This is a genomic window from Streptomyces sp. NBC_01750 (assembly GCF_035918095.1).
Taxonomy (GTDB): Bacteria; Actinomycetota; Actinomycetes; order Streptomycetales; family Streptomycetaceae; genus Streptomyces.
In genome coordinates this window covers 4,211,764-4,231,861 of the sequence record NZ_CP109137.1, presented here as the reverse complement: position 1 = coordinate 4,231,861, position 20,098 = coordinate 4,211,764, and the positions used below count along the sequence as shown (strand labels likewise).

Genomic DNA, 20,098 nt, shown 5'->3' with positions numbered 1-20,098 from the left:
CTCACGGTGCGGTCACCGCCGCGGCCCGCTGCCACACCTGCTGGAAGGCGAAACGGGCGGCTTCGACCTCGTGCCGCTGATCGGCGTGCAGCACACCCAGGGCGTACGCGGTGGCCGGGGCGATCCGTGGTGTGCGGGCCGCGGCGGCGGCCGCCGCCGCGGCTTCCGCCGCGTCGCGGTGGCGGTCGAGGACCAGCCCCGCACGGCACAGCACCGGGTCCGCCTTCGGGTGCCGCACCTCCTGTGCGTACCGGTGCAGTCTCAGCAGCAACCGCACCTGGTGCCAGGGGGCGTCCTGCGCCTCTCCGGCCGACGCGGCGGCGAGGCCGTGCACCAGGGCCTCCGCGTTGTACGGATGCGCCGCGCGGGTCAGCGGCAGCGCGGCCACCGCCTCCTGGAACCTTCGCTCGGCGAGCTCCGCGGGCAGCGCCAGGGCCTCGGCGGCCCGGGCGTCGGCCGCCGGGACGAGCGGCAGCTCGGAGGCGAGTACCGCGACGGCGTCGGCGACCGCGTGGAAGCGCGAGGAGCCGAGCGCCTGCAGCGCGGCGGAGTGGGCGCGGGTCCGGGCGAGGGTGAGCTGCCGCTCCAGCAGCGCCCCGGCCCGCGCGGCCCCGACCGTGAGGGTGCCGGTACTGCGGGGCGTCTCGGCGCCGGGCCCGGTCATGGCGGTCTCGAGCGCGCCGGGCTCCCCCCTCGCGGGCGGCAGCGGCGTGGCGCCCGAGAGCCGGGCCAGCGCCTCCAGCAGCCGGCCGAGCCGTGAGGTGCAGGCGTGCTCCTGGGCCAGCGTGGCGGACAGCCAGGCCAGTTCGGTGCGCAGACCGTCCGCCCAGGTGGGGTCGAGCAGCGGCCGGAAGGTGTGCAGCGTTCCGCTGATCCGCCGGGCCGCCTGGCGCAGCGCGCGGGCTGCCGCCGCCACGCCCGCCGTGTCCGCGCCGCTCTCGCTGTGCAGCCGCAGACTGCGCAGGAAGTCGCCCGCCTGCGCATGGAGATACCGGGCAAGGGCCTCGCCCGCCGTGACCGTGGCCGGGAGTCCGGCCGGGACGGCGGCAGTGTCCTGCCGGGAGATATCAGGGCTGTGCACGCCGGCGCCTCCGGGCGTCTATGAGCATCTCCTGTACATTCCGCAGCGGCTGGCCGTCCGAGTCCGTCGGATGCCGGATCCACGAGCCGTCCGGGCCGAGGTGCCAGGAGGACGTCTTGTCGGACATGCCGTTCTCCAGCAACCGGGTGAGGGCCGCGCGGTGGGCCGGGTCGGTGACCCGTACCAGTGCCTCGATACGGCGGTCGAGGTTGCGGTGCATCATGTCGGCGCTGCCGAACCACACCTCGGGCTCGCCGCCGTTGCCGAAGGCGAAGATCCGGGAGTGTTCCAGGAAGCGGCCGAGGATCGAGCGCACCCGGATGTTCTCCGAGAGGCCGGGGACGCCGGGGCGTATCGCGCAGATCCCGCGGACCCAGATGTCCACCGGCACGCCTGCCATCGCCGCCCGGTAGCAGGCGTCGATGATCGCCTCGTCCACCATCGAGTTGACCTTGATGCGTACGGAGGCGGGCCGCCCGGCGCGGTGGTGCGCGGCTTCCTTGTTTATTCGCGCGATCAAACCGTCGCGCAGGGACTTGGGCGCGACCAGCAGACGGCGGTACGTCTCGCGGCGCGAGTATCCGGAGAGCCGGTTGAAGAGGTCCGAGAGGTCCGCGCCGACCTGCGGGTCCGCGGTCAGCAGCCCCAGGTCCTCGTACAGCCGGGCCGTCTTGGGGTGGTAGTTGCCGGTACCCACGTGCGAGTAGCGGCGCAGCGTCTCGCCCTCCTGGCGGACCACCAGCGACAGCTTGCAGTGGGTCTTCAGGCCGACCAGTCCGTAGACGACATGGCAGCCGGCCTCCTCCAGCTTGCGCGCCCACTTGATGTTGGCCTGCTCGTCGAAGCGGGCCTTGATCTCCACGAGCACCAGGACCTGCTTGCCCGATTCGGCGGCGTCGATCAGCGCGTCGACGATCGGGGAGTCGCCGGAGGTGCGGTACAGCGTCTGCTTGATGGCGAGTACGTCCGGGTCGCCCGCGGCCTGCTCCAGGAAGGCCTGCACGGACGTCGAGAACGAGTCGTACGGGTGGTGCAGCAGTACGTCACGCTCGCGCAGCGCCATGAAGATGTCCGGCGCGGAGGCCGACTCGACCTCGGCGAGATCCCGGTGGGTGCCCGCGATGAACTTCGGGTACTTCAGCTCGGGCCGATCCAGCGCCGCGATGCCGAAGAGGCCCGTCAGGTCCAGCGGCCCCGGCAGCGGATAGACCTCGGCGTCGGACACCTTCAGTTCGCGGACCAGCAGATCGAGCACATACGGATCGATGGACTCCTCGACCTCGAGCCGCACCGGCGGGCCGAAGCGGCGCCGCATGAGCTCCTTCTCGAGAGCCTGCAGAAGGTTCTCCGCGTCGTCCTCCTCCACCTCCAGGTCCTCGTTCCTGGTCACCCGGAACATGTGGTGCGCGAGCACCTCCATACCGGGGAACAGCTCCTCCAGATGCGCGGCGATGACGTCCTCGAGGGGGACGTAGCGCTGCGGGGAGGCCTCCAGGAAGCGGGACAGCAGCGGCGGGACCTTCACCCGGGCGAAGTGGCGGTGGCCGCTGACGGGGTTCCGCACGACCACCGCGAGGTTCAGCGAGAGACCGGAGATGTACGGGAAGGGGTGCGCCGGGTCCACGGCCAGCGGGGTCAGGACCGGGAAGATCTGCTGCCGGAAGAGCGTGAAGAGGCGGGCCTGCTCCTTCTCGGTGAGGTCGGGCCAGCGGATGAGGTGGATGGACTCCTCGGCGAGCGCCGGGGCGACGTCCTGCTGGTAGCAGGCGGCGTGCCGGGCCATGAGCTCGCGGGAGCGGTTCCAGATCAGGTCCAGGACTTCGCGGGGCTGCAGACCGGACGCGGAGCGGGTGGCGACGCCGGTCGCGATACGGCGCTTCAGGCCGGCCACCCGGACCATGAAGAACTCGTCCAGGTTGGACGCGAAGATCGCGAGGAAGTTCGCCCTTTCGAGGAGCGGGGTGGCGGGATCCTCGGCGAGCTCCAGGACGCGCTCGTTGAACGCGAGCCAGCTGCGTTCGCGGTCCAGGAACCGGCCCTGGGGAAGTTCGGCGCCGTCGCCCTCGTAGCCCTCCTCGTACGCGTCGAGGTCGGCATCGATGTCAGGCTCGAGATCGGACACCGTGGCCGCGACGGTGTGCGGCCGGTGCGCGGCGATGGAACCGACGGACGGCTGGGGATGCTGGACCGGTACCTCGGCGGGCTGCTGGCTCATAAACCCATTGTTCCGCGTGGAGAGGGAAACGGGCGCGTCGGAGCCGGTCGGGGCGAGGGGGATATTGCCGTTGGGGGATGCGGGCACAGCGGGCTGCATTGAGAGAGGGTCGCAAGGGTGTCTGAATACGCGGTAACGACGACATGACATGCAGGCGCGGTCGTGGTGAGCGGCGGTCGGCCGGGGGATTTACGGGACCCCGGCCGGGGACCCTCCCATGCGTGGAGACCCCCGTCCACCACGCATGGGAGGACGGCTCAGGCGTGACGGCGGCGCAGGATGAGGAACGCCGCAGCCGTTGCCGCTGCCGTGAGGGCCAGGACGATGCCCGTCTCGACCAGTTGGAGCGGCCAGAAGTGCGAGGCCGGGTGGAAGACGGCGTACGCGTCGGTGATGGTGGCCCCGGACCGGCACTGTGCGAGCGCGGCGCCGTACTCGTCCCCGCACAGACGGTCCCGGATGAGCCTGCTGGTGCTGGTGATCACGCCGACGCGTTCGCCGGAGGCGGTCACCACGCCGTTGCCGAGTTGCCAGAAGCTGTCGGGCATTTCACCGGGGGTGGCGGTGACGCGGTCCACGGGCGGCCAGAGCCGGTCCCGGTAGCGTTCGGCGGCCATCATCAGGAACCCGGTGACGACGAGGGCGAGCCCGGCAGCGGGCAGGGCGCGACGGAGCAGCAGGCCGGACAGCGCGCCGATGGCAAGGCCGCAGAGCGCGTACGCGACGTCGACGGGACCCAGGGCGGCGAAGACGTCTTCGTAGTACCACTGGTCGCCGAGCGTAGATCCCGAGATGCCGACGACTCGCGCCCACCGGTACGTCAGCGACAGCACGGCGAAGCCCGCGGCGATCAGCAGGGCCGGGAGGGTCAGCTTGGCGGCGAGCCAGCGGGACGGCGTGACGGACTGGGTCCAGGACAGGGCGGCCGTGCCGCGCTCCAGCTCGCGGCCGGTCAGGACACCGCCGGCGTAGACGGCGACGGCGAGCGGCAGCCACGCGATCACGGTGGAGGCGAGGCTCATATTGCCGCTGTACTCGTGCGCCGGGGACGAGGTGAAGTCCTCGAGGCAGAGGGGCAGTCCCGAGTCGGGGGAGCCGCAGGGGCCGCTGCCCCGCGCAGCTTCGAGCCCGATCGTGCGGACCCAGGCCAGGGCTGCCACCGAGGCGGCGAGGAACGCGGCGGTGACCAACAGCGCGCTGCGGTGCAGCCGGAGGACCGACCAGGTCAGCCCCTTGGGGGCGAGTGCGCTCATGCCGCCGCCACCTCCGCGCTCGGCGTGAGCAGCGCCGGGGCGCCTGGGCTGCGGAGATGGGCCATGAGCAGTTCCTCCAGGGACGGTTCCGCCGTCTGCCAGGTGTTGTCGAGCGCGCCGTCCCGCCTTATCAGCGCGGTGAGCTGACGCCCCGTCGTACGGGACTCGACGACCGTGTGCGGCATGAGGTCCGCGACCGGGCCCGTCAGCAGGGTGTGCGCGGCGAGCAGGTCCTCTGTCTCGCCGCCGAGGCGGATCCGGCCGCCGTCGAGGAGCAGGACGTAGTCGCAGGTGGTCTCCAGCTCGGAGAGGATGTGCGAGGAGATCACGACGGTGGTGCCGTGTTCGGCGGCCTCGGCCATCACGGCGCCCATCAACTGATGGCGGGCGAGCGGGTCGAGGTCGGCCATCGGCTCGTCGAGAAGCAACAGCTCGGGGCGCTTGCCCAGCGCGAGGGCGAGGGCGACGCGGGTGCGCTGGCCGCCGGAGAGGGTGCGGACGCGGACGTGGGGGTCGAGGGCCCCGTCCCGTACGACCTGATCGGCGATCTTGGCGTCCCAGCGGCCCGGGTTCAGTTCGCGGCCGAGGCGCAGGGTGTCGCTAACGGTCAGTTGAGGGTAGAGGGGCTTGTCCTGGGCGACGTACGCGAATTTCTCGCGGGCTGACGCGGGGTCGGTGCCGAGGACGCGCAGGCTTCCCTCGCTGGGGCGCAGCAGTCCCGCCGCCTGGGCGAGCAGGGTCGACTTGCCGGAGCCGTTGGGCCCCACGAGCGCGCAGACGCGCCCGGTGGGCACCCGGAACGAGCAGCCGCGCAAGGCCCAGCCGCGCCGCCTCCCGTATGTCTTGCCCAGGCCGCCGGCCTCGAGCGCTGCCGCTGTCATGCGCCGTCCCCCTTGTTGTTCTGCGTGTCGTGCCTGCCCTGCTCGTCCAGTACGGAAGTGAAGAGCGCGGTCATGTCGTCCTTCTCCAGACCGGCTTTACGGGCGCGGGCCGCCCAGTCGGCGAGCTCGGCGCGCAGGGGCGTGTCGGCCGCCTGGCCGCCGAGCGTGCGCCGGACGAAGGTGCCGAGCCCGCGGCGCGCCTCGACCAGGCCTTCCCGCTCGAGTTCGCGGTACGCCTTGAGCACGGTGTTCGGGTTGATCGCCGTGGCCTCCACCACCTCGCGTGCGGTGGGCAGCCGGTCGCCGGGTTCCAGCAGACCGAGACGGAGCGCCTGTTTGGTCTGCTGGACGATCTGGAGATAGGTGGCGACGCCACTGCGCCGGTCGATACGGAACTCGACCACGTTTCCCTGCACCACCCTTTAACTAATTGAGTAGTGAAATGGTGCTGCAAGGAAAGGGCCGGCGTCAACTGCCACCGGCCCCTTGCCTTTGCGGTCGCTCAGGACTCCGCTGTCGGGACCGCGGTCAGGACTCGGTCCGGTACATGAGATCCACCTCGTGGGTGACGAAGCCGAGCCGCTCGTACACCGTCAGCGCCGCCGTGTTGTCCGCGTCGACGTAGAGCATCGCGGTCGGCAGCCCCTCGGCGGCGAGATGACGCAGTCCGATGGTGGTGAGGGCCTTGCCGAGGCCGCCGCCCTGTGCGTCGGGCCGGATGCCGACGACGTACACCTCGCCGAGGTGCTCCGCGGCGTGCACCTTCGTCCAGTGGAAGCCGATGAGCTGCCCGTCGCGTTCGGCGAGGAAGAAACCCTTGGGGTCGAACCACGGCTCGGCCTTGCGGTCGTCGAGGTCCCGCTGTGTCAGTGAACCCTGCTCGGGATGGTGGGCAAAGGCGGCGGCGTTCACGGCGAGCCAGGCGGCGTCGTCCTGCCCGGGCACAAAGGTGCGTACGGTCACGCCGGGCGGGAACACCGGCTCGGGGATGTTCAGCGGGCTCAACGGGCGCCGCAGCTGCCGCAGTTCACGGAAGAGGGTCAGCCCGAGGACCTGGGCCAGATGCCGCGCGGCGGACTTCCCGCCGTGCGCCCACACCCGCAGTCGCTTGCCGGAGGCTCCCAGCAACGCGGTCCCCAGCGCCCGCCCGTGACCGCGCCCACGGTGCGAGGGATGCACGACCAGCTCGGCGGCCGGGGCCTCGACAGGGTCCGTGTCCTCCAGCTGTGCGTACCCGACGAGCTGGTCGGCGACGGTGAGGAGGAGATGCCGAACGCCCTCCCGCTTCCCACCGCGCAGCTGCAGCCGCCCCTGCTCGGAGACGGCCTGCATCCCGTCGGACCGGGCGGCGTCACCGAGCATGCCGAGCACGGCCTGGGCCTGCTCGGGGCTGAGCTCCTCGAGGGTCTGAATCTGCCGGCCGGGCTCGAGTGCGGCTGCTGCGTCTGTCATGGGTCGAGGGTACGGCGGGGGGGCGGGGGGTGCGGGATCCGCGCGGCCCGGCATTTGTCCGCCGGCCCACCGCCGGAGGCTGTTCGGACACCCGAACCGGGACGGGGGCTTCGCCGCAACCACGTTCTCCATGCCGTACGCACGTGCGGCGCCCGCCCATGCGGTGGCGCTTCTGCTCGTAAATGCCCGCCGCGCGGGTGATACGCGAAGAAACACCCGTTGACGAACGATGGCAACCAGGTCGTAACCCGCTAGCCCCTGTCGTGCTACGCGCGTTGACTCTAGGCTGCCGCTCGCAGCCCTCACACCACGCTGAACTGACAAGGGGACAGATGTCAGCGACACAACAGAAGAACCGCGCGGCCCGGCGGACCCGGCGGATACTCGCCACCGCCGCGGGACTGGCCACCGTCGGCGCGCTCGTCGCCGCGATGCCGGCCGGTGCCACCACCAGCAGCGACCACCACGCCGACCGTCACCACAAGCCCGCGCGCACCGTCGATGTACAGCTGCTCTCTTTCAATGACCTGCACGGGAACCTGGAGCCGCCCGCCGGCTCGGCCGGGTCGGTCAGTGAGAAGCAGGCCGACGGCACCGTCAAGACGATCCCGGCCGGTGGCGCCGAGTATCTGGCGACCTCACTGCGCGGTGCGCGCAAGGGGCACCCGTACTCCATCACCGCCGCCGGCGGCGACATGGTCGGTGCAAGCCCGCTGCTCTCCGGGCTCTTCCACGACGAGCCGACCATCGAGGCGCTCAACAAGATCGATCTCGATGTGACGGCCGTGGGCAACCACGAGTTCGACGAGGGCGCGGTCGAGCTCGCCCGGCTCCAGAACGGCGGCTGTCACCCGGTCGAGGGCTGCTACGAGGCGGGGAAGAAGTTCAGGGGCGCGGACTTCCCCTACCTCGCGGCCAACGTCACCAAGGAGAAGACCGGCAGGCCGATCCTCAAGCCGTACACGGTCTGGAAGAAGAACGGCGTCAAGATCGGCTTCATCGGTGTGACCCTCGAGGGCACGCCGGACATCGTCAACGCCAATGGCATCAAGGGCCTCAAGTTCAACGACGAGGTCGAGACGATCAACAAGTACGCCCGTGAGCTCGACCGCCAGGGTGTGAAGTCGATCGTCGCGCTGATCCACGAGGGCGGCTCGCCGGCTTCCTCCTCGTACAACTACGACTGCGACTCGCCGGGCGCGGGGGACGGTATCTCCGGCCCGATCGTCGACATCGCCAAGAACATCACGCCCAAGGTGGACGCGCTGGTCACCGGCCACACCCACCAGGCGTACGTGTGCACGGTCCCGGACCCGGCCGGCAATCCGCGCATGGTCACTTCGGCGGCCTCGTACGGCAAGCTCTACACGGACACCACGCTCACGTACGACCGTCGCACCAAGGACATCGTCCGTACGTCGGTGACGTCGGCGAACCACATCGTCAGCCGTGACCAGGCCAAGGCCGAGGACATGACGGCGCTCATCGCGCGCTGGAACAAGATGGCCGCGCCGGTCGCGAACCGCCCGCAGGGCTGGATCTCGGCCGACATCAACGGCCGCGGCTCGACGGCGCCCGAGAAGCCGCTCGGCGACCTGATCGCGGACGCGCAGTTCGAGGGTCTGGCCCCGGCGGACAAGGGCGGGGCGCAGCTCGCGCTGATGAACCCGGGCGGGATCAGGTCCGACCTGGTCTTCAAGGCCTCGGGCAGCGAGGGCGACGGCGTGGTGACGTACGGCGAGTCGTTCACCGTGCAGCCGTTCACCAACATGATGAACGTCGTCGACCTGACCGGCGCCCAGCTGATCACCGCGCTCCAGCAGCAGGTCAGCGGCCCGAACGAGGCCTCTCCGAAGATCCTTCAGGTCTCGAAGGGCTTCACCTACACGCTGGACCTGAAGAAGACGGGTGCGGCCAGGATCGATGTGGCCTCGGTGAAGCTGAACGGCGTCGCGCTCGACCCGGCGAAGACCTACCGGGTCGCGCTGAACGAGTTCCTGGCGGGCGGCGGTGACGGCTTCCCGGTGCTGAAGGAGCACAAGAACAAGCTGGTGGGCGCGTCCGACCTGGATGTCTTCAACGCCTACCTGGCGGCGAACTCGACGGCGGCCAAGCCGATCACGCCGCCGGCCGCCGACCGGATCACGGTCGTGCAGTAACGGAACCGGTGGACCGACGGTGGGGCGGTGGGCCAAGTGCCTGCCGCCCCACCGGCGTTGTGGGGGCGGGGCGGGGCGGGACGCCACGAGCCCCCGCCCGCCGGCTCGACCTGAGGCACCGGCCGGCAGAGGCTGGATCCGGCCACTTCTGACTGGCGGGTAATGACCCTGTCCATTCTTGACGTGACCCCGCCATAATGCCGGACCATGGACCGACGGAGCTTTCTCGCGGGTGCGGCAGCAGTCTCCGCGACCGCCCTCATCGGCGCACCGGCGTTCGCCGCACCGCGACGCACCCTGTCCGCACAGGACTGGATGGCGGGTACCGGCGACTCGACCGCCCTGGCGCAGCTGACGATCCCCGGCACCCATGACTCGGGCGCGCGTTTCGGCGGCCTCTGGACGGAGTGCCAGAACACCACCATCGCAGACCAGTTGAACAGCGGCATCCGCTTCCTGGACGTACGGTGCCGCATCACGGGCGACTCCTACGCCATCCACCACGGGGCGTTCTACCAGAACCTGATGTTCGGTGATGTGCTCATCGCCTGCCGGGACTTCCTCGCCGCCCACCCTTCCGAGACGGTCCTGATGCGCGTCAAACAGGAGTACTCGCAGGAGAGCGACGCCGCTTTCCGCCGTGTCTTCGACATCTACCTCGACAACAAGGGCTGGCGCTCGCTGTTCCGCATCGGCGACGGGCTGCCGACACTGGGCCAGGCGCGCGGCAAGGTCGTGCTGCTCGGCGACAACGGCGGACTGCCCGGCGTCCGCTACGGCGACGGGAACCTCTTCGACATCCAGGACGACTGGAACGCCGCGCCGAACGCCAAGTACCCCAGGATCGAGTCCCACTTCCGCAAGGCGGCCCAGCAGCCCGGCAAGCTGTACATCAACTTTGTCAGCACATCTGCCTATCTGCCGCCGCGCTGGAACTCCGACAACCTCAATCCGCGGGTCCACTCGTTCATCGGCGGCTCCGAGGCGAGCGGGTGGAAGGGGCTCGGCATCGTGCCGCTCGATTTCCCCAACACCCGCTCGGGTCTGGTCGATTCACTCATCCGGCACAACTGACCGGACGGGCGGCGGGGTCGCCGCCCCCGGCAGCCGTATCACCGCGCGTGTGCCGCCGCCCGCCGCCGGAACGAGCACGATCTCGCCGCCCGACTGCTGGACCGTACGGGCCACGATCGACAGCCCGAGCCCCGACCCCGGCAGAGCGCGCGCGGACGGCGAGCGCCAGAACCGCTCGAAGACATGAGGGAGTTCATCGGCGGGGATACCGGGGCCGTGGTCCCGTACCGTCAGCTCGCCGCCTCTCAGAGCCACCTCGACCGTCCCGCCCGGCGGCGAGAACTTCACCGCGTTGTCCAGGACATTGACCACCGCCCGCTGCAGCGCGGCCGGCTCCGCGCGGACGTACCAGGGCGCCAGGTCCGCGGTGAAGGCCAGCTCGGGGCCGCGCAGCCGGGCCCGCTCCAGCGCGGCCTCGGCGATCTCGTGCATCGCGACGACCTTCAGGGGCTCGGGGTGGACGGCGTCAGGCCGGGACAGCTCCTGCAGGTCACCGATGAGCGCGGCCAGTTCGGTCATCTGCGCCGTGACAGAGGCCATCAGCGCCGTACGGTCCGCGGGCGGGATCGCCCGGCCGGTCTCCTCGCTGCGTGCCAGCAGCTCGATATTCGTACGCAGCGAGGTCAGTGGCGTACGCAGCTCGTGCCCGGCGTCCGCGATCAGCTGCGCCTGCCGGTCCCGCGAGGATGCGAGCGCGGCGGTCATGGAGTTGAACGACCGGGACAGCCGGGCGATCTCGTCCTCGCCCTCGACCGGAATGCGCACGGTCAGATCCTCGGTACGGGCGACATGCTCGACAGTCCCGGTGAGCTGGTCGACGGGCTTGAGACCGGTCCGCGCGACCCATAGACCGGCGGCGCCCGCGCCCAGCACGCCGATGCCCGCGAGGGCGGTGAGCAGCAGCGCGAGCCGGTTCAGCGACGCCTCGATCTCCGCCAGCGGACGCGAGACGGAGACGGCGACCGTGCCCCACTGCGGGCCGAGCGGGACCAGAGTGGTGCGGACGCGTACTGCCGCACCCTTGTCGGTGACGCTGTCGTGCAGTGTGTCGCGCCGGGTGGCCGCCGCCACGGCGACGTCCGACGCCTGGACCTTCACCGGCTGCGAGTCCGGCGCGACGCAGCGTTCCCCGCGCGCCCCGACGATCTGGATGTACGCGAACCCCGAGGCGGGCGCGTCGGCAGTCTCGCTCCGCGGGGCGCGACAGGCGATCAGGGCCTGCTGCACCGTGCCTTCCGGGGCACCGGTGTTCCGCAGGGAGGTGTCGAGTTCGCCGCGCAGCTGGGAGCCGGTCAGCAGCCAGCAGGCGACGGACACCGCCGCGACCGCCACCGCCACCGCCAGGGCCACCAGCAGCGCCAGCCGGGACCGCAGAGGCAGCGTACGGAACCTTCTGATCACTCCGCGCCGCCCGACCGCAGCGCGTAGCCGACGCCGCGCACCGTGTGGACGAGGCGCGGCTCGCCGGCCGCCTCCGTCTTGCGCCGCAGATACATCACGTACACGTCCAGCGAATTCGAACTGGGTTCGAAGTCGAAGCCCCACACGGCCTTGAGGATCTGTTCCCGGGTGAGCACCTGACGCGGGTGCGCGAGGAACATCTCCAGGAGCGTGAACTCCGTACGCGTCAGCTCCACCCGGCGCGTGCCACGCATGACCTCGCGGGTCACCAGGTCCATCCGCAGATCGGCGAAGGCCAGCACGTCGTCGTCGGTGGCGGCGCTCGCGGCCGTCGCGTACGAACTGCGCCGCAGCAGCGCCCGCACCCGGGCGAACAGCTCGTCCAGCTCGAACGGCTTGACCAGGTAGTCGTCCGCTCCCGCGTCGAGCCCCGTCACCCGGTCGCCGACCGTGTCCCGCGCGGTCAGCATCAGGATGGGCGTCGTCGATCCGGCGGCGCGCAGCCTGCGGGCCGCGGTCAGGCCGTCCATCCGGGGCATCTGGATGTCGAGCACGATCAGATCGGGCGAGTACGCCTCCGCCCGGGCGAGGGCGTCGACACCGTCGACGGCGACCTCGGTCCCGTACCCCTCGAAGGTGAGAGAGCGCTGGAGCGCCTCACGGACGGCGGGTTCGTCGTCGACGATGAGGATGCGGTCGCCTTCATCACGGGGGGTCGTCATGGCATCAGCCTCGCACGCACTCAGCTGCCGCCGCCGGAGCGCAGGTCGTCCAGGTCGGCCTTGACCGTGTCGACGGGGATGGCGAAGCCGAGGCCGACGCTGCCCGCGGTGGAGCCGGTGGCCGAACTGGGCGAGTACATCGCGGAGTTGATGCCGATGATCTCGCCGTTCATGTTGATGAGGGCGCCGCCTGAGTTGCCGGGGTTGAGGGAGGCGTCGGTCTGGAGGGCCTTGTACGTCGTCTTCGACGAGCCCGTTTCGCCGTTGAACTGCTGTCCGCCGAACTCGAAGGGCCAGCTGCCGCCCTGCTGTTGCTGCTGCTGCCCTTGGTCCTGCTCCTTCGCGACGGTGACATCGCGGTTCAGCGCGGAGACAATTCCGCTGGTCACGGTCCCGGTCAGGCCCTCGGGCGAGCCGATGGCGACGACCTCGTCACCGACCTTGACCTTGCTGGAGTCGCCGAGCGCCGCCGGCTTCAGACCTCCCCCGGAGCCTTCGGCCCGGGAGGTACCCCCAGCACCCTCCAGCTTGATCAGGGCCAGATCCTTGCCCGGGTCGGTGCCGACGACCTTGGCGGTGTACGTCTTGCCGTTGCTCAGCTTCACCTTGACGGAGTCGGCCCCGGAGACGACGTGGTTGTTGGTGATGATCTCGCCGTCCGAGGTGATGATCACGCCGGAACCGGTGGACTGCCCGGCGGAGGAGGTCGCACCGATCTCGACGATGCTCGGCGACACGGCCTGTGCGACGCCGGCGACGGTGCCGGTGCTGCTCCGCGACACATTGGTGCCGGCCACGCCATTTCCACTGCCGCTGGTGCCGGTGTCGGTGAGCCGCTGAGCCAGTACGGACGCGCCGCCGCCGACGACCGCGGCGACGATGGCGACCGCGGCGATGAGTGCGACGGGCCGCTTGGCCCTGGCCCGGTGCGCGGCCCCCCCGACGGGACCGGCCTGCACAACCCCGCCCGGCGGCTGATACCCGGCGCCGCCGTCTCCGGGCCATACGGTGACCGGCGGGGCGGGCCGATGCGGCGGGGGCGGGGGGTATCCGCCGGTGGTGTACGGCTGCTGCTGGTAGCCCTCGTCGCCGCTTCGGCGGTAGTAGTCCGTCATGGCAATGACTGTCGGGCGCTTGGATGAGAGCGGGCTGAGGAGGCCCTGAGAAGCGTGACAGAACCGGTTGCCCGGTCATGTGGTCGAGGTGGTCCGGGGCGGGCCACAAGACCCCGCAGCCCGCCGGAGGCTATCCGCAGCCGCAGGATCGGCGGATCACCAAGCCCGACGGGAACTGCTTCACCCGTTCCCGGCGTGAACCCGCCACCCGCAACCCGTCGTCCAGCACCAGATCCACCGCCGCCCGCGCCATCGCCGGGCGGTCCGAGGAGATCGTTGTCAGCGGCGGGTCCGTCAGCGCCGCCTCCTTGACGTCGTCGAAGCCCGCGACCGCCAGCTCGCCCGGCACATCTATCCGCAGCTCCCGTGCCGCCCGCAGTACACCGAACGCCTGGTCGTCCGTCGAGCAGAAGATCGCCGGCGGCCTCTCCGGGCCCGCGAGCAGCTTCAACGCCACCTGATACGCGTCGTAGCGGTTGTACGGCGCCTGGAACAGCCGTCCCTCCACCGAACGGCCCGACTCCAGCATGGCCCGGCGCCAGCCCTCGACATGGTCCGCAACAGGGTCGCCGACGGACGGGGTCGACTCGACGCCGCCGAGGCAGGCGACATACGGGTGCCCGTGCTCCAGCAGATGCCGCGTCGCCAGCTGCGCGCCGCCGACGTCGTCCGTGACGACGGCCACGTCGTCGATGGCCTCCGGGCGCTCGTGCAGCAGCACCACCCGCGCGTCCCACGCCTCGATCTCCGCGGCCGCCCGCTCGCTCGGGCCCTGGCTGACCAGGATCAGGCCGGAGACGCGCATCCCGAGGAAGGCCCGCAGATAGTGGACCTCGCGCTCGTCGCGGTAGTCGGAGTTCCCGACGAGAACCATTTTTCCGCGTTCCGCCGCGGCCTGTTCGACCGCGTGTGCCATCTCCGCGAAGAACGGCTGCCGTGCGTCCGGCACGATCATGCCTATGAGGTCGGTCCGCCGCGAGGCCATCGCCTGGGCAACCCGGTCGGGCCGGTACCCCAGCTCCTTGATCGCTGCGAGTACCCGCTCGCGCGTGGCCGGGGCGACCGGCCGGGGTCCGTTGTTGATGACGTAGCTGACGACCGCGGTCGAAGTCCCCGCCAGTCGTGCTACATCGTCCCGCGTCACCTTGGCCACGCGCGGCAGTCTACGCGGGGTGACCTACCTCTGGGCAGGGCGTACGCCCGCTTCCTGCGGCGTGGTCGTGTCCTCCGTACGAGGGACCGACTCGGCGACCCGGGCCGCGGACTCCGCGGCGGTCTTCGCCGCCGCCTTCGCCTTCGCCTCCTCGGCCGCGCGTTCGACCTTCTCCGGCGTGACGAAGCGGTAGCCGACGTTGCGCACGGTCCCGATCAGCGACTCGTGCTCCGGACCGAGCTTCGCGCGCAGCCGCCGTACGTGGACGTCGACCGTCCGCGTACCGCCGAAGTAGTCGTAGCCCCAGACCTCCTGGAGCAGCTGGGCCCGGGTGAAGACCCGGCCCGGGTGCTGCGCGAGGTACTTGAGCAGCTCGAACTCCTTGAAGGTCAGGTCCAGGACCCGCCCCTTCAGCTTCGCGCTGTACGTCGCCTCGTCGACCGACAGATCACCGTTGCGGATCTCCATCGGGCTGTCGTCCGTGGTGATCTGCTGACGGCCCATCGCCAGCCGCAGCCGGGCCTCGACCTCGGCCGGACCCGCCGTGTCCAGCAGTACGTCGTCGATGCCCCAGTCCGCGGTGACGGCCGCGAGACCGCCCTCCGTCACGACGAGGATCAGCGGGCAGCCGGGTCCGGTGGACCGCAGCAGCTGGCACAGCGACCGGACCTGCGGCAGGTCTCGGCGGCCGTCGACCAGGATGACGTCGGCACCCGGGGTGTCGACGAGGGCCGGGCCTTCGGCGGGGGCGACCCGCACGTTGTGCAGCAGAAGTCCGAGAGCGGGGAGCACCTCCGTCGACGGCTGGAGGGCATTGGTCAGGAGCAGCAGTGAGCTCATCGGGCCCCACCTGCCCTGATCGTCCTACGGTCGTGCACGGTTCGCTGGCCCATAACGTCGGTTCCTCCTCGGTCCCTGCGAGGACGTTGCGGCACTGTTTCGTACGTGGCGGTCCCGCGCCCTTGGGGCCGCCGTTCACCTGCCTGTAACAACGGGCAGGAAACACAAAAGGACCCGGGGGCTTCGTTGCCCGGATCCTCTTCCCAGCAGAATAGCCCACATGAGCTCCGAGTCAGAGGGTCCTTTCCGCAGATCAATTGTTTCCTCGCTCACGCACCCACCCCTCAGGACGATGCTCCGTACGGACGACGGGGTCCGTATCGAGGCGGTGTACGAGTCGTGTACGGCCGGTTCCGCCGGCACCGCGATTGTCATCGCACACGGCTTCACGGGGTCCGTGGACCGGCCCGCCGTGCGGCGCGCGGCGCGGGCGTTCGCGCAGCACGCGGCCGTGGTGACCTTCTCCTTTCGCGGGCACGGCGGCTCGGGCGGCCGCTCCACGGTCGGCGACCGCGAGGTGCTGGATCTCGCGGCGGCGGTCGAGTGGGCACGTTCTCTCGGCCACACCCGCGTGGTGACCGTCGGCTTCTCCATGGGCGGCTCGGTGGTGCTCCGGCACGCGGCGATGCACGGGGGGCGCAAAGAAGCTCACACCGACGCGGTCGCCGCCGTCAGCGCCCCCGCCCGCTGGTACTACCGCGGTACGGCCCCTATGCGGCGGCTGCACTGGGTGATCAGCCGTCCGCTGGGACGTGTCGTCGGCCGCTTCGGACTCGGCACCCGTATCCATCCCGAGGAGTGGAATCCCGTCCCGCTCTCGCCGGTCGAGTCCGTGCCGCTGATCGCCCCTACGCCGCTGCTGATCGTGCACGGCGACCGCGACCCCTACTTTCCGCTGGATCATCCGCGCATGCTCGCCGCCGCGGCCCGCGAAGGACAGGCCGAGCTGTGGCTGGAGCCGGGCATGGGCCACGCCGAGAACGCCGCGGACGACGTGCTGCTCGGCCGCCTCGCGGTCTGGCTGCTCGGCGAGTAGCCCATCATGGAAGCCGATGAAAGGAGTGCCGACATGGCAGCGGGAATCATCCGCTACTGGGCCGCGGCCAAGGCGGCGGCCGGCCTCGCGGAGGAGCCGTACGCGGCGGGAACGCTCGCGGAGGCGCTCGACGCGGTGCGCGAACGGCACCCCGGTGAGCTGACGCGTGTACTGCAACGGTGTTCGTTCCTCGTCGACGGTGCCCCCGTCGGGACCCGCGGCCATGAGACCGTACGGCTTGCCGAGGGCGGCACGGTCGAGGTGCTCCCGCCGTTCGCAGGAGGGTGAACCGCACAACATGAGCAGCGATCAGCAGTATCCGTACGAACCGCAGCAGCCGTACCAGGAGCCGTACCAGCAGTCCTATCAGCAGCCGCTGCACGACTCCGGCGCGACGCAGACGTGGGAGGCCGAGACCTGGGACACGCAGTACCAGCCGGTCGTGCGGCCCGCGCAGTCCGCCGCCGACTCCTCGTATCTGCCGCCGCAGGGCGCGTACCCGCTGCCGCCCGAGGCACCTGCCCCGGCCCCCGCCGCGCACGAGCCGCCGGCCGCGGCCGACGGTTCGGCCGCACCGGGAACCGCCGGGTACAGCGCCCCGACCACCGTCGGGAACGCCCGGATCACCGACGCCCAGCGCGCCCGCGCCGAGGGCCGCTCGCCGATCATCGCGCCGGGTATGCAGCCCGCCGGGCTGACCGCCGTCCTCGGACTGCTGCTGGCCGGCGGCGCGGCCATCGGCTCGTACGCCCTGCTCGTACCGCTCGTGCTGCTGCAGGCCGTCACCGCGGCCGGATGGTTCCGGCTCAACGGCATGTGGCCCGCCCGGCAGGGCATCGCGCTCGCCTTCGCGGGCGGCCTCGCCGCCGACGCCGTACTGCTCGGCATCGGCCGGGAGAACGCGCCCGCCGCGATCATCGGCACGCTCGGTGTCTGGGTGCTGCTCACCCTCGTGCTCCAGCTGCGCAGTCACGCGGATGCCGACGAGCGGATGTCCGGACTGATGGCGACCGTCGCATCCGCCGCGCTCACGATCCTCGCGGCCGGGCATCTCGCGGCCGCGGACGACGCCGTGGTGGTGGGCGGGATCGCGGTCGCCGTGGCCGTTCTGCTCCGCGCGCTGCCGCTGCCCGGCGTCGCCTCCGTCGTCCTGTCTATGCTGGCCGCGACCGGTGCGGGCATCACGGCGGGCGGTCCGACCGACATCGGCTCCAATGGTGCGCTGCTGGGTCTCGCCGCGGGTGTCTGCGCGCTGGTCGGCCTGCGGGTGGCGAGCTACGACTACCCGTCCCGCTTTGTCCACATGACGGCGGGCGTGGCCCTGCCGCTGACCGCCGCTGCCCCCGCGGTCTATCTGATCGGCCGCGCTCTCGGGTGATCGCGCAGGAACCAAAAACGGGCGTCAGTCGTCGATCAATGAACAGAGGTCGTCGTCCGGACTCGTTTAGGCTCGCGGGCGTCAGGGGGGCCGGACAGACCAGGGTGGGGGACACCGAGCAATGCGCGCACTGCGAATACTGTTGATCATCACTGTGATCCTCGGCGGCATCTTCGTCGCCGCGGACCGGATCGCGGTGAACCTGGCCGAGTCGGAGGCGGCCGACAAGATCAAGAGCAGCCAGGGGCTGAGCTCGACGCCGGAGATCTCCATCAAGGGTTTCCCTTTCCTCACTCAGGTGGTGGGCAAGGAACTCGAAGAGGTCGACGTCAGCCTCGCCGGTATCACCGCCACCGCGGGCGGCCACTCGGTCAACGTCACCGAGGTCAAGGCCGAGCTGCGCAACGTGAAGATCGACAGCACCTTCTCCTCCGCCGTCGCGGACCGGGCCGACGGTTCCGCCCGGATCTCCTACGCCGATCTGACGAAGGCCGCGCCGAAGGGCGCCACCGTCAGCTACGCGGGCGCCGAGCGGGCCGCAAAGGGCCAGGTCAAGGTCACGGGACCGCTCACCGACCTGCTCGACGGCGCGGGCATCCAGGTGCCGGGCGCTTTCAAGGGCCTGCTCGCGGGCCGCACGGTCAGCACGTACAGCACGGTCGCGCTCAAGGGCGGCAGCACGGTCCAGCTGCGGGCCGAGTCGCTGCCGACGCTGCCGGTGCCGGGCTTCGACGAGAAGCTGCGCAAGGTCATCGACTACGACCTGAAGATTGACGGGATGCCGTCGAGCATCAAGCTGGACAAGGTCCAGGCGGCGGACGGCGGACTGCGGTTCTCGGGCACGGGGACGAACGTCTCGCTGGCGGGCTGACGGGCCGGCCGGAACTGGCCGGCCGGACTGGCGGGCCGGACTGGCGGGCCGGCCCGACCGGCGGTCCTCGGGCGGCCAATGGTGCCAGGGCAAGGAGACGGTCCGGATGGCCTTGTGCCCGACTTCTTGCCGCCTCCGTGTCGCCTTCTTTGCCGCCCTCCGACCGCATGGTGAGTCGCTTCTTTGCCGCCTCTGGCCGCATGGTGAGACGGCCGTGTCCGCTGGGTAGAAGGCATAAAGCCGCGCAGGGCCATGAGGGCGGGCGCGGGGCGGGTCCGGGTGGCTCGCGTCCCGCATAGTGGATGATCGCGTCTCATCATCCGACACGCCGGTGACATGGCAGCCGAATCGTCCCTACGATCGGACACATGAAGCGACAGGCGGATCTCACGAAGCGGCGGGCAGTAGACCTGTGCCGCGTCGCCGCCATGCTCTGTCGCACTTTCTGAGCGGGAGCCCGACTCCCGTATCCCCCGGGCCCTTCGACCGTTGTCAGGGCCACCCACCGTGCCGGTAGGCCGCGCGCTGCGCGTACCCGCACACCCCTCTTCGTACCACCCGCCGCACACTGCCCCGGAGGAGAAAGAGCATGAGCCGCAGCGACGTCCTGGTAGACGCCGACTGGGTCGAGGCCCACATCGAGGACCCGAAGGTCGTCATCGTCGAGGTCGACGAGGACACTTCCGCGTACGACAAGAACCACATCAAGAACGCCGTCCGGATCGACTGGAAGAGCGACCTCCAGGACCCGGTCCGCCGTGACTTCGTCGACCAGGAGGGCTTCGAGAAGCTCCTCTCGGCGAAGGGCATCGCCAACGACGACACCGTCGTTCTCTACGGCGGCAACAACAACTGGTTCGCCTCGTACGCCTACTGGTACTTCAAGCTCTACGGCCACGACAGCGTCAAGCTCCTCGACGGTGGCCGCAAGAAGTGGGAGCTCGACTCCCGCGACCTGGTCGACGGCTCCGAGGTCCCGAACCGCCCGGCCACCGAGTACAAGGCCAAGCCCCAGGACACCTCGATCCGCGCCTTCCGCGACGAGGTCATCGCCTCGATCGGCAAGCTGAACCTGGTCGACGTCCGTTCGCCCGACGAGTTCTCGGGCAAGCTCCTCGCCCCGGCCCACCTCCCGCAGGAGCAGTCGCAGAAGGCGGGCCACATCCCGACCTCCCGCAACATTCCGTGGTCGAAGAACGCCAACGACGACGGCACCTTCAAGTCCGACGACGAGCTCAAGGCGCTCTACGAGGACGAGGACGTCGACCTCGCGAAGGACACCATCGCCCTGTGCCGCATCGGTGAGCGTTCCTCGCTCACCTGGTTCGTGCTGCACGAGCTGCTCGAGCAGCCCAACGTCAAGAACTACGACGGCTCGTGGACCGAGTACGGCTCCTTGGTCGGCGTGCCGATCGAGCTCGGCTCCGGCAAGTAAACCCCTCCTCCCGACCCCCGAAGGACGACCCT

The 20,098-nt window shown here is 70.6% G+C and carries 19 protein-coding genes; 8 read left to right on the top strand and 11 right to left on the bottom strand.

Annotated features, from left to right (window positions below):
* Position 1: 1 nt before the first annotated feature.
* From OG966_RS18895 to mshD, 6 genes are all read right to left on the bottom strand, one after another.
* On the bottom strand, positions 2–1,081 hold the full coding sequence (locus OG966_RS18895) for a CHAD domain-containing protein (protein ID WP_406731542.1): 1,080 nt from the start codon (positions 1,079–1,081) through the stop codon (positions 2–4).
* Positions 1,068–3,296, bottom strand: a complete 2,229-nt coding sequence (locus OG966_RS18890) for an RNA degradosome polyphosphate kinase (protein ID WP_326650884.1) — start codon at positions 3,294–3,296, stop codon at positions 1,068–1,070. The genes OG966_RS18895 and OG966_RS18890 overlap by 14 nt, the downstream gene beginning before the upstream one ends.
* Positions 3,297–3,553: 257 nt before the next feature.
* Positions 3,554–4,549, bottom strand: coding sequence for a hypothetical protein (locus OG966_RS18885; protein WP_326650883.1), 996 nt, complete (start codon positions 4,547–4,549; stop codon positions 3,554–3,556).
* Entirely contained in the window at positions 4,546–5,430 is an 885-nt protein-coding gene (locus OG966_RS18880; protein WP_326650882.1) for an ABC transporter ATP-binding protein, read from the bottom strand. Before OG966_RS18880 ends, OG966_RS18885 begins: the two co-directional genes overlap by 4 nt.
* Positions 5,427–5,834, bottom strand: coding sequence for a GntR family transcriptional regulator (locus OG966_RS18875; protein ID WP_326655277.1), 408 nt, complete (start codon positions 5,832–5,834; stop codon positions 5,427–5,429). The genes OG966_RS18880 and OG966_RS18875 overlap by 4 nt, the downstream gene beginning before the upstream one ends.
* A gap of 124 nt (positions 5,835–5,958) precedes the next feature.
* The gene (gene mshD, locus OG966_RS18870) at positions 5,959–6,882 is read right to left on the bottom strand and encodes a mycothiol synthase (RefSeq protein WP_326650881.1); all 924 of its coding nucleotides are present in this window, start codon (positions 6,880–6,882) and stop codon (positions 5,959–5,961) included.
* 332 nt (positions 6,883–7,214) lie between these two features.
* Here mshD and OG966_RS18865 point away from each other — a divergent pair, with 332 nt between their 5' ends.
* Positions 7,215–9,041 (top strand): bifunctional metallophosphatase/5'-nucleotidase, encoded by a 1,827-nt coding sequence (locus OG966_RS18865; protein ID WP_326650880.1) that lies wholly within the window; start codon positions 7,215–7,217, stop codon positions 9,039–9,041.
* A 207-nt stretch (positions 9,042–9,248) separates the two neighbouring features.
* A complete protein-coding gene (locus OG966_RS18860) occupies positions 9,249–10,115 on the top strand; it encodes a phosphatidylinositol-specific phospholipase C (protein ID WP_326650879.1) in 867 nt (288 codons plus the stop codon).
* On the opposite strand, the gene OG966_RS18855 is transcribed toward OG966_RS18860, so the two are convergent.
* The 5 genes from OG966_RS18855 to OG966_RS18835 all read right to left on the bottom strand — a co-directional run bounded on the left by OG966_RS18855 (position 10,095) and on the right by OG966_RS18835 (position 15,346).
* Complete coding sequence (locus tag OG966_RS18855; RefSeq protein ID WP_326650877.1) at positions 10,095–11,516, bottom strand: sensor histidine kinase; 1,422 nt, start codon at positions 11,514–11,516, stop codon at positions 10,095–10,097. The two genes, OG966_RS18860 and OG966_RS18855, sit on opposite strands and share 21 nt — an antisense overlap.
* Positions 11,513–12,238: a response regulator transcription factor gene (locus OG966_RS18850; protein ID WP_326650876.1), complete on the bottom strand. Its 726-nt coding sequence runs from the start codon at positions 12,236–12,238 to the stop codon at positions 11,513–11,515. Before OG966_RS18850 ends, OG966_RS18855 begins: the two co-directional genes overlap by 4 nt.
* A gap of 20 nt (positions 12,239–12,258) precedes the next feature.
* Entirely contained in the window at positions 12,259–13,353 is a 1,095-nt protein-coding gene (locus OG966_RS18845) for a S1C family serine protease (protein WP_326650875.1), read from the bottom strand.
* 130 nt (positions 13,354–13,483) lie between these two features.
* Positions 13,484–14,506, bottom strand: coding sequence for a LacI family DNA-binding transcriptional regulator (locus OG966_RS18840; protein ID WP_326650874.1), 1,023 nt, complete (start codon positions 14,504–14,506; stop codon positions 13,484–13,486).
* Positions 14,507–14,530: 24 nt separating this feature from the next.
* On the bottom strand, positions 14,531–15,346 hold the full coding sequence (locus OG966_RS18835) for a response regulator transcription factor (RefSeq protein ID WP_326650873.1): 816 nt from the start codon (positions 15,344–15,346) through the stop codon (positions 14,531–14,533).
* 220 nt (positions 15,347–15,566) lie between these two features.
* Here OG966_RS18835 and OG966_RS18830 point away from each other — a divergent pair, with 220 nt between their 5' ends.
* From OG966_RS18830 to OG966_RS18810, 6 genes are all read left to right on the top strand, one after another.
* Positions 15,567–16,382: an alpha/beta hydrolase family protein gene (locus OG966_RS18830; RefSeq protein ID WP_326650871.1), complete on the top strand. Its 816-nt coding sequence runs from the start codon at positions 15,567–15,569 to the stop codon at positions 16,380–16,382.
* 33 nt (positions 16,383–16,415) lie between these two features.
* The gene (locus OG966_RS18825; protein ID WP_326650870.1) at positions 16,416–16,670 is read left to right on the top strand and encodes a MoaD/ThiS family protein; all 255 of its coding nucleotides are present in this window, start codon (positions 16,416–16,418) and stop codon (positions 16,668–16,670) included.
* Positions 16,606–17,760 carry a hypothetical protein gene (locus tag OG966_RS18820; RefSeq protein ID WP_442806723.1) on the top strand — a complete coding sequence of 385 codons (1,155 nt, stop codon included), beginning with the start codon at positions 16,606–16,608 and terminating at the stop codon, positions 17,758–17,760. Before OG966_RS18825 ends, OG966_RS18820 begins: the two co-directional genes overlap by 65 nt.
* 121 nt (positions 17,761–17,881) lie before the next feature.
* The gene (locus OG966_RS18815; protein ID WP_326650868.1) at positions 17,882–18,631 is read left to right on the top strand and encodes an LmeA family phospholipid-binding protein; all 750 of its coding nucleotides are present in this window, start codon (positions 17,882–17,884) and stop codon (positions 18,629–18,631) included.
* A 368-nt stretch (positions 18,632–18,999) separates the two neighbouring features.
* Entirely contained in the window at positions 19,000–19,080 is an 81-nt protein-coding gene (locus tag OG966_RS40840; RefSeq protein ID WP_350310325.1) for a putative leader peptide, read from the top strand.
* 140 nt (positions 19,081–19,220) lie between these two features.
* Complete coding sequence (locus OG966_RS18810) at positions 19,221–20,066, top strand: sulfurtransferase (RefSeq protein ID WP_326650867.1); 846 nt, start codon at positions 19,221–19,223, stop codon at positions 20,064–20,066.
* Positions 20,067–20,098: the final 32 nt, after the last annotated feature.

Excerpts from the sequence above, each read along its gene's own strand:
- OG966_RS18880 (WP_326650882.1), bottom strand. The coding sequence starts at position 5,430 with ATGACAGCGGCAGCGCTCGAGGCCGGCGGCCTGGGCAAGACATACGGG.
- OG966_RS18885 (WP_326650883.1), bottom strand. The coding sequence starts at position 4,549 with ATGAGCGCACTCGCCCCCAAGGGGCTGACCTGGTCGGTCCTCCGGCTG.
- OG966_RS18815 (WP_326650868.1), top strand. The coding sequence starts at position 17,882 with ATGCGCGCACTGCGAATACTGTTGATCATCACTGTGATCCTCGGCGGC.
- OG966_RS18845 (WP_326650875.1), bottom strand. The coding sequence starts at position 13,353 with ATGACGGACTACTACCGCCGAAGCGGCGACGAGGGCTACCAGCAGCAG.
- OG966_RS18825 (WP_326650870.1), top strand. The coding sequence starts at position 16,416 with ATGGCAGCGGGAATCATCCGCTACTGGGCCGCGGCCAAGGCGGCGGCC.
- OG966_RS18890 (WP_326650884.1), bottom strand. The coding sequence starts at position 3,296 with ATGAGCCAGCAGCCCGCCGAGGTACCGGTCCAGCATCCCCAGCCGTCC.
- OG966_RS40840 (WP_350310325.1), top strand. The coding sequence starts at position 19,000 with ATGAAGCGACAGGCGGATCTCACGAAGCGGCGGGCAGTAGACCTGTGC.
- OG966_RS18835 (WP_326650873.1), bottom strand. The coding sequence starts at position 15,346 with ATGAGCTCACTGCTGCTCCTGACCAATGCCCTCCAGCCGTCGACGGAG.
- OG966_RS18850 (WP_326650876.1), bottom strand. The coding sequence starts at position 12,238 with ATGACGACCCCCCGTGATGAAGGCGACCGCATCCTCATCGTCGACGAC.
- OG966_RS18860 (WP_326650879.1), top strand. The coding sequence starts at position 9,249 with ATGGACCGACGGAGCTTTCTCGCGGGTGCGGCAGCAGTCTCCGCGACC.
- OG966_RS18820 (WP_442806723.1), top strand. The coding sequence starts at position 16,606 with ATGAGACCGTACGGCTTGCCGAGGGCGGCACGGTCGAGGTGCTCCCGC.
- OG966_RS18810 (WP_326650867.1), top strand. The coding sequence starts at position 19,221 with ATGAGCCGCAGCGACGTCCTGGTAGACGCCGACTGGGTCGAGGCCCAC.
- OG966_RS18865 (WP_326650880.1), top strand. The coding sequence starts at position 7,215 with ATGTCAGCGACACAACAGAAGAACCGCGCGGCCCGGCGGACCCGGCGG.
- OG966_RS18830 (WP_326650871.1), top strand. The coding sequence starts at position 15,567 with ATGAGCTCCGAGTCAGAGGGTCCTTTCCGCAGATCAATTGTTTCCTCG.
- mshD (WP_326650881.1), bottom strand. The coding sequence starts at position 6,882 with ATGACAGACGCAGCAGCCGCACTCGAGCCCGGCCGGCAGATTCAGACC.